Below are 13,357 nucleotides of genomic sequence, written 5' to 3' on the forward strand. Positions count from 1 at the left end.
GCTCACCGCTTTCAGATGAGCTTGGACAGGTTGACGGAGGATGGGAAGGTTGTCAAGGGAGGTGGAATCTGTCCAAAACAATATCTCCATTACATTCTATAAAAGCTGTTTTTAAAAATGTCAGAAAGCACGTCCTCTTCACCTGCCGAAAGCAAAAAAGACAAAACATGGCAGCACTACGCTATCGCGGTATTGGTCTTGTTTGTCATCATAGTTTGGTTCCTAAACTTAGATCACGCTTTGAACTCGCTTTCAGGAGAAGACGCCAAGATTTATGAGCTTGGCACACTCGGTGATGCATTCGGAATCGCCAACTCCCTGTTCTCCGGCCTAGCCTTCTTAGGACTGCTTTATGCGGTGAAGCTCCAGCGCGATGAACTGCATGAGGTGAAAGAAGAACGAAAGGCAGTGGTGAAGCAATTTGAGCAGCAAGAACGGCAAGCCGAGATCAGGCATAAAGCTGAAATTGCGAAATACGAGGAGCAGCTTGCGAACAGTAAGAAGCAGGAGTTGCGGAGAGAAAATGATGCTCGCTTCTTTCAACTGTTGAGCCTTTATCGAGAAAACTACAACTCAGCTTCTGCTGACAAATTTCGTGGACCTAAAGGCTGGGATCAGTTGGCAAAAGCGTTGATTGGGGCAAGTGAAAATAGCGACATTTATCACACAACAGGTCAGTTTATTTGGGGAACGCATAGAACTCTTAAAGTTGCTCTAGATCAACTTAATGCATCCAGTACGTCAGGAGTGCATTCATCTGAGGAGATAAATAATTATCATGTAATAATTATGGCGCAGCTAACAATTTGGGATGCATTAATATTTTGGAAATACGAGAAAAACATTGGAAGTAACTCGTCGGTCAAAATATTTATAAAGGAGTACTTTATTATCAATGAAAGGACTGAGAAGTTTTTCGAGGATCAGTAATTTGTAATCATTCACTTGATGTTGGCCGCAAAAAGCGTCAACTTGATTAACTTAAGTCAGACCCAGAAAACCTCGTAATTTTTGCGAGGCATTTTACTTGATCAGCCCATCCTTCCAACTCCCCGGGTTGGCAAAGTGTAAGACTCATAATAAATCAATTAAAAGTTGATTTAGGAGATTGTGATGTCTGAATTTGTCGCAGATTGTCTTTGGTGCGGCTGTAAAAAAATGACGTTCGAGTATGTTGGAGAACATGCAAAGATAGACCTGTTTGATGATGTTGAAAATGTTCAGTTTTTTGGCACCTGTCGTAATTGCGAAGCTGGTTCTGTTTTGACTTGCAAACCAAAACGTCAAATGAACCGCTATGAACATCAAGAAAGATGGGCAGAAGACCAAGGATACTCAAGATCGGTATTCACTGACTTAGTTCAACTCAGGCCTCCTGCAGTCAATCAAATCCCTTGCCCTGAACACGTGCCAGAACCAATCCGGAGTGCCTTTGACGAAGGTGCTAAATGCCTGACCGAAGATTGTTATAATGCTACCGGAGCTATGTTCCGTTTATGTTTGGACCTGACAACCAAAGATAAACTGCCGCAAACTCCAGCGGATGATGGCGGCCCTAACAAGTATGTCAGAGGTAATCTCGCTGCCAGAATAAACTGGCTTTGTGAGGAAGAACACCTCAACCCTAAACTGAAAAGGTTTGCTGAAAAAATTAAGTTAGATGGAAACGATGGTGCTCATGTTGGCAATTTGAAAAAGATTGATGCTGAGGATCTGGCGACGTTTACCAAACACCTCCTCGAAAATATCTACACACTTCCAGAAAGTCTTGAGCTTTCATTTGAAAGACGTAGTTCAGAGAAGGAAACTTCATGAGCGATCGCATCTATCATTACACTTCCGTTCAATCACTGGCGTGTATATTGAAATATAAGACCATGCGCTTCACAAGACTGGACTGCCTTAATGATCCGAATGAAGGGATTGCTCTTAACTTCAAAAACTCAGCAAAGCAGATTTATTGCTCTTCATGGACTAAACGGCATGATGACTTCATTCCAATGTGGAGAATGTACTCTGACTTAGATGGCATACGGTTATCACTGCCTGAAGAGATATTTAAGGTCCGAGGTCAAACACAGGCTCCGGAATCAATGAAACCAGTCAGGTACAATTATCTCTCAAATGAAGTTCAGGTAACCGAAGTTAACTCGAAAGATAGTAAGACTTCTGAGGTTGGCTTGGGACAACTCTGCGGGCCAGATCCAGTTTTGTACCAAAAGGACGAATTTGAGATTTCGCCTGTTTTTTCTTTCGGGGACGCAGATATCCAAGAAGACCAACATTCGTTCGCAGCAATCGGCCTTTTCAAAGGAGCACATTGGGAGTTTGAGGAGGAGGTAAGGTTTAGGCTTATGAGAAACCTCGCCATAACAACTACAAAAAGTTACGGTGAGGTCTTTAGGAACAATATATCTTATGAGCAAAGATTTGTAGATGTGCCTCTATGCGAAGGTGTGTTTGAACATGCGGAAGTAATGCTCGGTCCATTGTGCAAGAACTCGCCAAATGAAATTTTAGTTGACGCACTTCTCAAAAATTACGCGCCCAATGCGAAAGTAAGTAAAAGTCAAATTGATATTCAAAAAATTTAATTAGAGAGAGACCGTGTTTACATCCAGATTTGACGATTCAAGTATTGAAGCTATCCGAAAGTCAATTTTCATTTTTGCATCGATGATCGGTTTTGTTTGGTGGTATCAACTCAGCCTTACCTTACCCAAGGACTTTGTACTCTCAGGAGCCAATCCTCCAGTCCAGATCACATACCTCCACGCCCTTAAAGTACTTGGTATCTTGCAATTGTATTTGCTAATACGTCTATTCGTCTCCTTCCGGGTTCATCAGGCGAAGTTTGAGAAAACTTGGATTATAGATGAGGTGAAGGATGAAGACTTTAAAACGATTAGAGAGCAAATAGAGAAGTTCATACACTACGCTGAAACCAAAGAGGTAAATGTAGCTGGCACTCATTTCGATAAAGAGTATTTTGATAAATACTTTGATTTAGTGCGAGAAATCCGTCAAAATATCGACGAACATATCAATTCTCCATCTGATGAGTCGGAAGTAACCACCGCAATACTTAAGAAAATTAAACAGATTGAAAAGAGCTTTTCAGGAGCGCTAAAGCAACTCAGCGATACTCCACCACAATCTGCAGATACCAAAGACACCCAGTTTATACTGAAAGATCTTGCTCCACTCAAACAGCAAGTACAAGAAATAGCCGGTGAGTTATCAATCTTGTTCAAGCAAGCGCCAGAACAAAGTTATTCTAAAACACTCAGCAGTATTCATAGTGGAATGGAGCAAGCATTTAAATTAAATGAGGATATATTTAGCAATCTCAAAGATTTAAGGAAGCTACCTGAGGCATTTGACCAGAGTGGTCTTAGAGACGCGCTAAATATCGATAGTAGCTCGCTGTTACATGCTAAATCAGTGCGAGCCAAAGAAATGTTTGTATTTGAGCTGCTCATACCAACAGCTGTATCAATCGGTTCTCTCGCTATCTGTTCGAATGTGTTTTTGATTGGCTCTTGGTACTATACTGCGCCATTTACACTGATTATTGCCCTTCTAGGCTTCGGATATTACTGGAACCGCTATGGCAACACTACTTTTCAGACCGCAGCCAAATCATGATGGCTGCGGTTATGAGCAAGCCTACTTCAGCCGCAGAACATTGATGTTATAGAGCTCGCTTTGAGGATCGTCGTCACAGGCGAGCGACACATGCCATTTGCTGTCGTATGGCTTCATGGAAATGGTTCTTTGGCTGACGCCAGATGAGCCGTCTGCCCTCACCTCACTGCAATCAATAATGCTCAGATACTGGGTCTCTGCGATGGAGTGCAGAACGGTATCTTCCGCCACCACCATCACATGCCCGGTATCCGTCGGATGCTCATCTGCGGGCAGTGACCACGCCAGGATGGATCCACGGGCAATGTAATAGGGCCCGATGTTGACCGTGCCGTCGTCAAACTGCGTGATGTTCTGCTTCACAAAAAACTCGTCTGACCCTTGCGTCGCATAGCAGTTCGCGAGCTTCTTTTTTCCCTTCGGATTGAGCGCGGCCCCAACACCGCCGCAGACATGAGAGACCACGTGGTTGATAAAGCCGGAGCAATCGGTGAGCACAAACGGCGCGTCGTTTACAATGCCAATACAGGGGTTGCTTCTACTGCCTGCCATTCCGTAGACCCCAAAGGTGGAGACGGTGTAAGGGGACTTTATCCGCTCATTGAGCGCATCTTTGGCTGCTTGGAGCTGCTTAGGGAAACTGCCGTTTTCCAGATTGTGAAAGTCCGAGAACCTCTCATTTTCAAGAAAGTCGGCCTCGCCATAGGCATAGACATTGAGCACCTGCTCGGTCGCCAAAACAAAGCTCTGCGCGCACTCTAAAACAGAGCCGTAATTGATGGGCAATAACATTTCCAGTTTCCTTTATTGGTCTTGTCTGGAGTTGTTCAGATATCAACGCGCCAACCTAAGTTTTGTCAGTGCCAACACCCAAGCCCTATCTCAATCTAAGGTGTACACCCCTTTTACCTACACCCCCGCATTTTATGCTGCTTGCATTTGTCTTTGAGGGACTTTTTAGCGCCTAAAATTTGAATGCATGAGCAGGTTTAAATGACTGGCTTTTGAGGCTCTGTGATGGAGCTGAAACGCCCTGCTCTCAGCTGTTGGTAAGCCGGAAACAGCGCTTTAGGTGCGCCATGGCGCATGCAAGAGTAATGCACGTTACTCTTCAGAATGACGCCAGATTCCTTCTGGCATCATCCTTTCGGATGCCCCAGTTTTATTGCGGAGGCGGAATGCAAATTGATCATTTAAGCCAGTATTTTAGCCGTGGCTTTTCCATTGAGAACGGGCAGCAGGTGCATGCACCGCTTGTCACCTTTGAGGAGTGGATGGAACGCCCGGGCATGCGGGACAACTGGATCAAAACCACCCAAGATGGCTTTGACAGAAACATGAAATATCTTGATGGAGCCACCGCGCATTATCAGGCGATTCAAGATATGATGCCCCGATGGATCCAGCAGGATAAAGAACGTCTTGCCAAGGCTCAGAGCAATCTGGCGCAGGCGCAAACTCCGGAAGACCGTGCTGTCTATCAACTCCACGTAGACACTGCGCAGAAGGAGCTGGATCATCTTTACGATGTGAAGCGGAAAATGAACGATCCGGACTACAAGATTGAATGGATGGAACAGCGTGGCTACTTCGATAACGTCGCCCAGTTCCTGCCCGGTCAGTCATCCGAACAGGTCAAACAGACCTATGTGGCTGGCGGTGATCTACGCAAAGACTTCGATCCTCTCACCACCATTGAAGCCCGAAAAGCGCTGCCCCCTGTTGAGGCTCTGATGCCTTTGCCACCTACTGTTTGGAGTGGAGAGCCCAGCAAGCACGCAAACATCGGTCAGCCGGCTTAGACCCACCCAAACCATGATTTGAGCGGGTCCAAAGCTTTATCAGAGCAGGAAACCGCTCAGGTCATAACCTTGACCGTCACTTCCAAAGACGAAATTGACATGCTCTTCGCTTGTATAGAAATCAGCCAGGATCACGCCGGTGTTCAGCTGACCATCTGCGAAGTCGTCCTGAGATGAAACGAAGAGGTCGTTTCCAACTTTGTAGAAGGCCAAATCGGCACCAAGTGTTTTATCAAGGAACACTCTGTCATTTGATCCGCCTGAATCACGGATGATTGCGATACCAGCTTCATAGTGCCGTATCTGATCATCGCCTGCTCCAAGCTCCACCTGCGCAGTCCCAGCACGTGTATGAACTTGGTCGTCGCCCTCACCAGCATCGATCAACGCGTTTAGTCCATCGGTGACAATGACATCATTACCCATGCCTGCGAACACTTCAGCAAACTCACCGTAAGTCTCAATCGTGTCCGCACCGTCTCCAGCATTAATTGTTGCGTGAGCACCTCTGGAAATGATCGTGTCATCACCTTCACCGCTGGTGATTTTGTTACCACTGGCCGTCGCGTCAACGAAAATAAAGTCATTTCCGGTGCCACCATCAACGGTGTTGTTGCTCCCATAAGATTCGATGTGATCGTTATCAGCGCCTCCTGATAGAAGTGAATGTGCACCGGTAGAGCTGACAATGTAGTCCTCTCCATCACCGCCATAGAGTTTGTCTGTACCCTGTGTCCCCTTTTCATCCAGTAGGTCGTCACCACTACGGCCAAACACTACATCACTACCAGTTCCACCGTAGAGCCGATCATTACCGCTGCCACCATCCAGGTAATCATCGCCCTGATCACCATAAAGATAGTCATTGCCCTGCTCACCGTGCAGAGCGTCATCATCATCGCCACCTGAAATTCTGTCGTAGCCGTAACCGCCTTCAATGTAGTCTTTGCCTTCGCCGCCGTAGATCAGGTCGTCGCCGCCCTCACCGTAAAGCATATCATTGCCACCCAAGCCTCGAATTTCATCGTTTTCTTCGTTGCCATGAATATCATTGTTGTTGTGATCGCCGACGTAATAACCCATGTTTTAACACCCATTTTAGAATAAAATAATTCAGTCAAATAAATCACTTAGACCATTATTCGACGCAGCATGCATATCTGATTCTTCCTTTGCGTCATTACTGTAATGTTTTCAGTAAATAAGGGCTGAACACGACGATGTTTTAGGGTTATTACGTATTGCCAAACCTTCGTACTAGAAGGTCGCCAAACGACTTAACTTCCAATCTTTGGGATCTTGGGATTCTCACGCCAACGCCGTGCAATCTTGACGAGCCCCTCGGACAGCGCCAAACCGCACAAGCCCAAAACAAACCCTGTAGCTCCTTCCACACTGGCGTCACGTACGTTAGACCAACTGGAGATAAAGGGTGCAGCTATGGGCGTCAGGTGGCCAGCAAATAAAGCGCCGACAATTGCTGTCCCAATCGTTCTTAAGAGCCAGAGGAGCCAGCCATCTTTTCGTTCCTCCTTTGAAGAAACTATTGCCCGAACTAAACCACCGAAGAAGCCTGCCGAAACATGTACAAGTTTAATTCCCAGAAAAGCGTGTAGTGGGTCACTCATTGTGCTTCCAATCTTCAAAAGAAAACCCGGCCTTTGGGGAGGCCGGGTCTAAGCATCCTTCAGGTATGCTTGCCTACTGATCCAGACACCAGGGCGCGACCTTGGTGCCGCCGTCATAGGGCACTGCATGATCGTTCTGGATGAGAAGCTCTGCCAGATCCCGCCCATCGTTCAGTGCCAGCCTGCCGACGGCGCGGCCTGCGTATTTACCCAGCTTCACATCCGTCAGCACCAGCGTGTCCTGCGGCTTCAAATGGGCCTTTACAAACTCCGTGGCCTCAAGCCCCAGTTGCTTCTCCCGCTGTTTGATATGTGCCGGCACATCCGCTGCTTTGCCGCCATAGAGCGCTGAGCAACCTGTGCTGCGCTTTTCCGGCGTATCAATGCCCTCCAGCCGCACATCCACCCGCTTGAAGTCCAGCGGCCAGACTTCCACGTCCACGCGCACGGTGTCGGCGTCAATCACCTTGATGATCTTGGCGGCGTAAGGCCCGGGCAGTGTCCGGCTCTTGGCTAATGATTGCTGTGCGCCCGCCCAGATCGTCAGGCACAGAATGACTGTCAGAAGATGTTTCATGGGAACCTTTCAGAATTTGGCAAGCCGGTTGCTGCCATGTGTCGATCGCGCACACAGCCCGCCGCAGAGCCTGATAGTGCGCCGAGATCTGTCGCAGCTTTGAATGCCGCGGCAGGGTCTCCAGCTCCTGCGCAACCCCAGCGGAGTATGTGAGGCTGTAGGCTGAAGTGTCGGAGTTGGAAAGCGCCAGTGATAGCTTGAGGCTGGTTCTGGCGGATCAGAGCCCGTGCTTGCGCAGGCGCTCAGGCAGGTCATCAGGGCCATCCTCCAGCTGAGCCTGATGAGCGGCGGCCTCTGCTGCTCTGGCCTGCTGTTCAAAGTCATGATGCGCCTCCGTTTTGATGAGCTCATCGGTGCGGGCCTGCGTGCGTTTCTGGTCAAGGCGGCTAAACACCGCCTCAGCCAGAGCTTTGAGGATGAGACGCAGCAACTGGCTCATGTGCTGCCCTGCCCGGTTGTCCGCGTGCCGTGCTGTATCTTCTGCAGGGTTTTGGGGCCCACACGTCCGGAGACGAACTCCGCCAGTTCTGCAGGCTGCAGTTTGAAGTGGCGAATGGCGTCCGGCGCTTTTCTGGCTGCGTAGTCGGCAACTTCAGCCACTAGTTGGGATCTGGAGTGGATGCGCATGGAGGCCCGGTTGCCCTCATAGGCATCCGTCAACATCTGGCGCAGTTTGGAAACGACAATGTCTTCCAGAGTTTTGCGGTGACGCTCATCCAGCGATACGCCCACGTATCGGTGCAGCAAGCGTCCGGCCCATGCCAGAACGGCAGAGACGAGTGCTCCCAACAAAGCAATCAACGTTGGCATGATGGCATCTGCAAGAGGAGCAAGGTCGATGGTGTAACTGTCTTCAGTTGCGGCCCACACAGCGCTGGTAAAACTGAGAAGCGCAAAGCAAAGGGCGCACAGGCCCATTGCAAGGGAATAGATCCGCTGCATCAGAAATGTCCTTTCAGGATTGAAGTTGGATGATCAGGTATTGATCCAGGTGGCGTTGGTGCCGCGCCCATCCACGTGGACGAAACTGCGGTAAAGGCCGAGGCCTCCGCAAAACACGCCGCGATCGCGCTGGATGCTGAGCCAGTCGAAACAGGCTTGCGGGGTGATGCCCGGACAGCTCAGATCCAGCGCGCTAAACTTCAGGTGCTGGCTGAGGGAGCTCCGCCAATAGCCGCGTTGTAGACTGCGTTGCGGTAGGCAGAGAGAATGACAACCGGTCGCCCGAAATGTTCTCTCATTCTATCAGCCATGGTGATGGCGGGGATAACATTGGGCCAGAGCTCCGGAGGCGGATCAGCATTGAGGCCGAATCCACGATACCCCGGTGTCTCATGTGCCTTCCCCTTGTTCCGCAGTTCCAGCGGTGAAAAATGAAGCAAGTTGAGCCCTTCGCAGAAGGCGGCAAAGCCCTCCACGCGCTCAAGTTCAGTGATGTTCATGGGGACTACTCCAATAAAAAACCCGCCTATGAGGCGGGTGGATTAGTTGCGGATGACGCAACCAGGAGCTGAATAAACCTGCAAAATGCAGTATATTATTTTGTGTGGTGAAGGGGATGGATGCCCCATCCCCACCACAAGGAGAAAAGCGAAATGAAGTTACAGCTTCTAGCAATTCTCCTTCAGATTATCGTGGGCTTGATGCTCCTAGTGAACATCATACACCATTGGTAACCTGAAGCCGGTAGGCCCTCTCTGACACAGAGGGTCTACTTGGCTTACAATATAGGAGCACAATCATGTCAACGCAAGATAAACTGGCAATCGCCTCAATCGGGCTTTCCATCGTGATCCTAGTTCTGATCGGCATCAACTTCGGCTGGTTCTCGTAAATCCTTGATCTGAGAACTACAGTGAACTTGTAAAGCCAATGCTATGCCGCCTTGGCCCTGCCTTCGACCTCAGTTATTAGACCGCCACCTTTGGAGTAGGTGTGCGCCACGCTTTCAGCGATGAACTCCAGCCCATCGACGCCCGGTCGCACACCGGCATAGGAGAACGGTTGTCCGGCCAGAAATTCTGGTCTGCCTTCAATTGTGACAGCTGAGGTCACCTCAGCTCGTTTGCAAAGTGCTGCAAAACTGGATGGGATTGTGGTGCGTTCATAGCGCGCCTCCCGCCGCAAACTCTGCGCTCAACTCATCAATTGCAGCATTGCATCGCTCTCGAGAAGCATCTCGCTCTTTCACGCGTTTAGCAGCGGCTTGTGCACCAAAATTCTTGTAGTTTGGATTGATTTGCGAGAGTTCCTTGCGGGATTTCATCGCGGAAACAATAGCTTTTGTGAAGTAGTTCAAGCTGTTCGGCAGCGAAGGCGCCCGCTCCAACACAATTGCAAGCGCCGGTTTCACGTCTTGGTCAAGATCACAACCGACCGTGAACCAACCCATAATCGGGTTTATGCCACCAGCCATCCGGCCCACATCCAACCCCGGCTTCAGCCGTGCCAGTGTGCTCACGACCTCGTTTGCATAGCGTTTAAATGAACCATCCGCATGCGGTTTCGCTGGAGTGGGCACATCAGATTTCTCCCCATTCACCCTACTCGCAGCCGCTTCTTCATCATCAATCGTTATATTTAATTCGTTATAATAGGTGTCCGCCTGAGCGGACAGGGTCTGTCCGTTTTTGAAGCAGTTTATTTCAAGGCGCGCGGCCTCTTCTTCGAGGTCTGGTTCAAGCAAATCACCCTGATTGTCTTCCGGTAAATCTTTATGGATAACACGGTAAGTGAAGGAGCAGTCACCACCGTTCTTGCGTTTGCCGCCAGACCGCTCCAGCCAGCCTGCTTTCATCAACTTATGAATGGCGCGATGCACAGTTGTTCGGCCAACACGCAGCAGCTCTGCAATCTGCACCATTGATCGACAACAGACCCCAAATCTATTGGTAGAGCTGCAAAGCACACCCATCACTTCTTTATCTCGAGGAGACAGCTCGGGATCGCCGTAGATACCTATGGGCACATACGACCATTTACGTTTATCAGCTGTAGTCATTTCCCACTCCTCTCAACTACACGGTAGGAAAAAGCACATTGCGCTCCATCACGTGTTGTGCCGCCAAATCGTTTTAACCAACCCGTCTTCATCAGCCGCTTGATTGAACGACTTATTGTAGTGCGCGACACTCCCAGCAACGCTGCTACCTCCCGAGTGGGCTGTCACAAACACCCTCTTTATCGGCAAGGGAACACAGCAGGCCCAGAACCTCTCGATCTCGTGGTGACAGGCTGCTGTCTGACTGAATTTCTAATTTTGGGGTTGAGTTCATCTATCCGCTCCCTCGTCTTTAAAAGAAGGATGGTTGAAGTTGATCAGTGATCTGCGATTTAGAAGGCTCAGGCGCTAAGACTGCTCACGCTGAACCGAGTTGACACAAACTATGGTGGCGGATCGCTCATAGAAACTCGGCGCTCTCGAACTCTCCAATCAGGACAATCCTGCGCCCTGCAAGGATGATCTAAAATCTTGTTTTTGGGCGTTTTGTTAAGAGCAATGTTGAGGGTCATGCAGCATGCCTCCGTTTACCCGCATAAAAAACGCCTGCAGCGGAGTTTGCATCCCAACGCCTTTCTGGCGCTCCGAACTCACATCCCTCCTCTGCAAGGAACAGCAGCATGTAGAGTTCGCTTAGTCTTCGTGCTTCCGACGCGTTTGTCTCGCTCCTCAGCAATCTTGTCTCAATCTCACCGAGAAATTGCCGGTGAGATAAGTTACCGTCATTTAAAAGCTTTTTCTGATAAACAGGGTTTGCATAGAGCCGTTCCAGGAACTCTGCAGCAGCAAGTTCTTCCCCCCAAGGCTCAATAGGAATATCGAGCTCACTTTCATCCCGAGGGCGGTGTCCATGCAAAAGCTGGCACTGTTCGTTGAGAAGCAGTTCTTTATCTACCTCTTTCACGCGCTTCAGATCGTCAAGCGAAGCAACGCGGCTAATTCCTGCAGCTTTGCGAATGGCGTAATCATGAGAGACCTTCAACGTTTCCAGCCAAACCTCCAACTGGTCCTCATCAATCAGAGAGTTCAGCGCTTTCTTTACCGGTGTAAGAATATCGCCGATATACGCCTCATGAGCATCATGGAGCAAAGCCAGCAAACGCAGCTCTGGATGATCCCCTTCACACACGTGGTCGTGTGCCAGACAGCAATGCTGAGCAACCGAATACGGCATCCGTGTATGCCCATTGAAACGAGGGATGCGGGCCAGAACCTCAGCAACCTCCCAGAAACTTACAGCGCGAGCTTGAGGGTTAAGAAGATCCCATTTTCGACCATAGCGGGTAGTAATCGTTGTCATGCCGCTTCTCCTCGGTCTGCGACATCAATCAGCTGCATCAGGTCTGCGAAGGTGGAGATGTAGTAGAGAGGTTGGGTTTCTCGCGGATTGTTAGGGCTGACTTGGTTTTTGCCGAAGGACAGGCCCTTTTCTGTCAGCAGTTTGAAGCGCTTTTCCTTGCCGCTGGTGGAGGTGCGGGTGCGCTCCTCCAAGATACCAAGGTCCAGCAGCACCTTGTTGACGGCGCGGGCGGAGCGGTTTTCTCCGATTTCCTTCAGCAGAGTTGTGAGCGCCAGACAGGTCTTCTCATCAACATAGTCAGGCAACATGTTGGTTGAGCAGCCATGGTTGTTGGCGACGGTTTCAATCATCTTGAGCTTTGAACTGTCAGACATGGCAAGCGCCCGTCCCGCTGCTTCTGCAACAGCCATTTCCATTTCAATAGCGATGACTTGCGGAGGCCGATCATAGTTGCTGGAAGCACGCCGATCCCGATACTCCAGAAACGCTTCAACAAGCTTACGTTGCCCTTCTTTTGATTTCCGGCCACCAATGAATGGCATTGCAATCAACGCTGCTTTTTCTGACAGCTGATACATCGGCTGTTCTTTGTTCTGAGCGTTGAGGTAGGAGGACGACGCAAATTCCCGGAGTCCTAATGTCCCCTCATTAATCAATCCCCGCACGCTTCTGAGCACTTCGTCATGCCGCCGACCAAACACTTCCGCAATCACCAGAGTGTCTGTAACAGGCTTACCATTTTCAATTTTGATCAGATGTTGCATTCCGAAACTCCTTGGGTTGGTAAAAGCGTGCGGGTGGAGTGCCACGCGGATTGGGTGTGGGTGAAAATCTCTTTGTGGTGGGTGAGAAGAAGGGATTGCAGGGTCACAATGGACTGCACCGCCTCGCACTGATGGGGAGGCAGGTTGTTGCCGAGCGCGTTCATGGCGTGCAAAAGCGCGCCGAACTGGGCCACAGCTAAATCAATATGTTCAAGGGAATTCCGTAGGTCTCGGCACGCACGTGTCGTGTCATCTGCCAGCACTGCCATGGCTAATCTCCTTTGGTCAGAATGTATCTGACTGCCGGAGGTACCAATCTCTGGCGGCCAGACGAGCAGGATTGGTACTACCGTCCCAAAGGAAAACGGCGCGCGTGAGCGCTCCCGCCCGCCTAGCCATAAAAGCAAAACGCCGCTGGCATAGACATGCCGCGGCGCGAAGCGTGCGCCTTTGGATCTGGAAGGGGTACCAATCCCCGCACGCCTTTGTGTGACGCGCTCACTAGCAAACCACCAGCTGAGCGGAATCATGGCCTGATTTGTACCTGTTGTCAACGCAGCTGGAATCGCGGATAGGTTATTTGACGCCATGTAAGGACAACCATGAAGAGCGGTCAGAGGAGAGATCAAAGAATGAC

At 49.7% G+C, this 13,357-nt stretch carries 17 protein-coding genes and 1 pseudogene; 5 read left to right on the plus strand and 13 right to left on the minus strand.

Annotated features, from left to right (window positions below; genetic code table 11):
- Window positions 1–117: 117 nt before the first annotated feature.
- The 4 genes from JCM12308_RS01445 to JCM12308_RS01460 all read left to right on the plus strand — a co-directional run bounded on the left by JCM12308_RS01445 (window position 118) and on the right by JCM12308_RS01460 (window position 3,648).
- The gene (locus tag JCM12308_RS01445) at window positions 118–930 is read left to right on the plus strand and encodes a hypothetical protein (RefSeq protein ID WP_054782630.1); all 813 of its coding nucleotides are present in this window, start codon (window positions 118–120) and stop codon (window positions 928–930) included.
- A 183-nt stretch (window positions 931–1,113) separates the two neighbouring features.
- Window positions 1,114–1,815, plus strand: coding sequence for a DUF4145 domain-containing protein (locus JCM12308_RS27595; RefSeq protein ID WP_128647304.1), 702 nt, complete (start codon window positions 1,114–1,116; stop codon window positions 1,813–1,815).
- Window positions 1,812–2,594 carry a DUF2971 domain-containing protein gene (locus JCM12308_RS01455; RefSeq protein WP_054782631.1) on the plus strand — a complete coding sequence of 261 codons (783 nt, stop codon included), beginning with the start codon at window positions 1,812–1,814 and terminating at the stop codon, window positions 2,592–2,594. Before JCM12308_RS27595 ends, JCM12308_RS01455 begins: the two co-directional genes overlap by 4 nt.
- A 13-nt stretch (window positions 2,595–2,607) precedes the next feature.
- Entirely contained in the window at window positions 2,608–3,648 is a 1,041-nt protein-coding gene (locus tag JCM12308_RS01460) for a hypothetical protein (protein WP_128647305.1), read from the plus strand.
- A gap of 21 nt (window positions 3,649–3,669) precedes the next feature.
- On the opposite strand, the gene JCM12308_RS01465 is transcribed toward JCM12308_RS01460, so the two are convergent.
- A complete protein-coding gene (locus JCM12308_RS01465; protein ID WP_054782633.1) occupies window positions 3,670–4,440 on the minus strand; it encodes a hypothetical protein in 771 nt (256 codons plus the stop codon).
- A 386-nt stretch (window positions 4,441–4,826) separates the two neighbouring features.
- On the opposite strand from JCM12308_RS01465, the gene JCM12308_RS01470 reads away from it, so the two are divergent.
- Complete coding sequence (locus tag JCM12308_RS01470) at window positions 4,827–5,450, plus strand: hypothetical protein (protein WP_054782634.1); 624 nt, start codon at window positions 4,827–4,829, stop codon at window positions 5,448–5,450.
- A gap of 39 nt (window positions 5,451–5,489) precedes the next feature.
- Here the strand turns inward: JCM12308_RS01470 and JCM12308_RS01475 are convergent, their stop codons facing one another.
- From JCM12308_RS01475 to JCM12308_RS32905, 12 genes and pseudogenes are all read right to left on the minus strand, one after another.
- Window positions 5,490–6,533, minus strand: a complete 1,044-nt coding sequence (locus JCM12308_RS01475) for a calcium-binding protein (protein ID WP_054782635.1) — start codon at window positions 6,531–6,533, stop codon at window positions 5,490–5,492.
- A 194-nt stretch (window positions 6,534–6,727) separates the two neighbouring features.
- A complete protein-coding gene (locus JCM12308_RS01480; RefSeq protein ID WP_054782636.1) occupies window positions 6,728–7,078 on the minus strand; it encodes a hypothetical protein in 351 nt (116 codons plus the stop codon).
- A gap of 73 nt (window positions 7,079–7,151) precedes the next feature.
- Entirely contained in the window at window positions 7,152–7,655 is a 504-nt protein-coding gene (locus JCM12308_RS01485; RefSeq protein ID WP_054782637.1) for a thermonuclease family protein, read from the minus strand.
- A 217-nt stretch (window positions 7,656–7,872) separates the two neighbouring features.
- Window positions 7,873–8,094, minus strand: coding sequence for a hypothetical protein (locus JCM12308_RS01490; RefSeq protein ID WP_054782638.1), 222 nt, complete (start codon window positions 8,092–8,094; stop codon window positions 7,873–7,875).
- Entirely contained in the window at window positions 8,091–8,597 is a 507-nt protein-coding gene (locus JCM12308_RS01495; RefSeq protein ID WP_054782639.1) for a hypothetical protein, read from the minus strand. Before JCM12308_RS01495 ends, JCM12308_RS01490 begins: the two co-directional genes overlap by 4 nt.
- Window positions 8,598–8,797: 200 nt before the next feature.
- Window positions 8,798–9,097, minus strand: coding sequence for a D-Ala-D-Ala carboxypeptidase family metallohydrolase (locus JCM12308_RS28785; protein WP_054782640.1), 300 nt, complete (start codon window positions 9,095–9,097; stop codon window positions 8,798–8,800).
- A gap of 433 nt (window positions 9,098–9,530) precedes the next feature.
- Entirely contained in the window at window positions 9,531–9,710 is a 180-nt protein-coding gene (locus JCM12308_RS01505; RefSeq protein WP_174519164.1) for a hypothetical protein, read from the minus strand.
- A gap of 49 nt (window positions 9,711–9,759) precedes the next feature.
- Window positions 9,760–10,656, minus strand: a complete 897-nt coding sequence (locus JCM12308_RS01510) for a helix-turn-helix domain-containing protein (protein WP_083416492.1) — start codon at window positions 10,654–10,656, stop codon at window positions 9,760–9,762.
- Window positions 10,653–10,802 (minus strand): annotated as a pseudogene (locus JCM12308_RS32900) (hypothetical protein); the annotation flags it as partial. The pseudogene JCM12308_RS32900 and the gene JCM12308_RS01510, both read right to left, overlap by 4 nt.
- 362 nt (window positions 10,803–11,164) lie before the next feature.
- Window positions 11,165–11,956, minus strand: coding sequence for an HD domain-containing protein (locus JCM12308_RS01515; RefSeq protein ID WP_054782643.1), 792 nt, complete (start codon window positions 11,954–11,956; stop codon window positions 11,165–11,167).
- A complete protein-coding gene (locus tag JCM12308_RS01520) occupies window positions 11,953–12,720 on the minus strand; it encodes a Rha family transcriptional regulator (RefSeq protein ID WP_054782644.1) in 768 nt (255 codons plus the stop codon). Before JCM12308_RS01520 ends, JCM12308_RS01515 begins: the two co-directional genes overlap by 4 nt.
- Window positions 12,708–13,310 carry a hypothetical protein gene (locus JCM12308_RS32905; RefSeq protein WP_128647307.1) on the minus strand — a complete coding sequence of 201 codons (603 nt, stop codon included), beginning with the start codon at window positions 13,308–13,310 and terminating at the stop codon, window positions 12,708–12,710. Before JCM12308_RS32905 ends, JCM12308_RS01520 begins: the two co-directional genes overlap by 13 nt.
- Between the last annotated feature and the right edge of the window lie 47 nt (window positions 13,311–13,357).

Source organism: Pseudovibrio denitrificans JCM 12308 (assembly GCF_001310815.1).
GTDB classification, from domain to species: Bacteria; Pseudomonadota; Alphaproteobacteria; order Rhizobiales; family Stappiaceae; genus Pseudovibrio; species Pseudovibrio denitrificans.

Excerpts from the sequence above, each read along its gene's own strand:
- JCM12308_RS01520 (WP_054782644.1), bottom strand. The coding sequence starts at position 12,720 with ATGCAACATCTGATCAAAATTGAAAATGGTAAGCCTGTTACAGACACT.
- JCM12308_RS01455 (WP_054782631.1), top strand. The coding sequence starts at position 1,812 with ATGAGCGATCGCATCTATCATTACACTTCCGTTCAATCACTGGCGTGT.
- JCM12308_RS28785 (WP_054782640.1), bottom strand. The coding sequence starts at position 9,097 with ATGAACATCACTGAACTTGAGCGCGTGGAGGGCTTTGCCGCCTTCTGC.
- JCM12308_RS01475 (WP_054782635.1), bottom strand. The coding sequence starts at position 6,533 with ATGGGTTATTACGTCGGCGATCACAACAACAATGATATTCATGGCAAC.
- JCM12308_RS32905 (WP_128647307.1), bottom strand. The coding sequence starts at position 13,310 with ATGGCGTCAAATAACCTATCCGCGATTCCAGCTGCGTTGACAACAGGT.
- JCM12308_RS01515 (WP_054782643.1), bottom strand. The coding sequence starts at position 11,956 with ATGACAACGATTACTACCCGCTATGGTCGAAAATGGGATCTTCTTAAC.
- JCM12308_RS01490 (WP_054782638.1), bottom strand. The coding sequence starts at position 8,094 with ATGAGCCAGTTGCTGCGTCTCATCCTCAAAGCTCTGGCTGAGGCGGTG.
- JCM12308_RS01465 (WP_054782633.1), bottom strand. The coding sequence starts at position 4,440 with ATGTTATTGCCCATCAATTACGGCTCTGTTTTAGAGTGCGCGCAGAGC.
- JCM12308_RS01510 (WP_083416492.1), bottom strand. The coding sequence starts at position 10,656 with ATGACTACAGCTGATAAACGTAAATGGTCGTATGTGCCCATAGGTATC.
- JCM12308_RS01485 (WP_054782637.1), bottom strand. The coding sequence starts at position 7,655 with ATGAAACATCTTCTGACAGTCATTCTGTGCCTGACGATCTGGGCGGGC.
- JCM12308_RS01445 (WP_054782630.1), top strand. The coding sequence starts at position 118 with ATGTCAGAAAGCACGTCCTCTTCACCTGCCGAAAGCAAAAAAGACAAA.
- JCM12308_RS01495 (WP_054782639.1), bottom strand. The coding sequence starts at position 8,597 with ATGCAGCGGATCTATTCCCTTGCAATGGGCCTGTGCGCCCTTTGCTTT.
- JCM12308_RS01480 (WP_054782636.1), bottom strand. The coding sequence starts at position 7,078 with ATGAGTGACCCACTACACGCTTTTCTGGGAATTAAACTTGTACATGTT.
- JCM12308_RS01470 (WP_054782634.1), top strand. The coding sequence starts at position 4,827 with ATGCAAATTGATCATTTAAGCCAGTATTTTAGCCGTGGCTTTTCCATT.
- JCM12308_RS27595 (WP_128647304.1), top strand. The coding sequence starts at position 1,114 with ATGTCTGAATTTGTCGCAGATTGTCTTTGGTGCGGCTGTAAAAAAATG.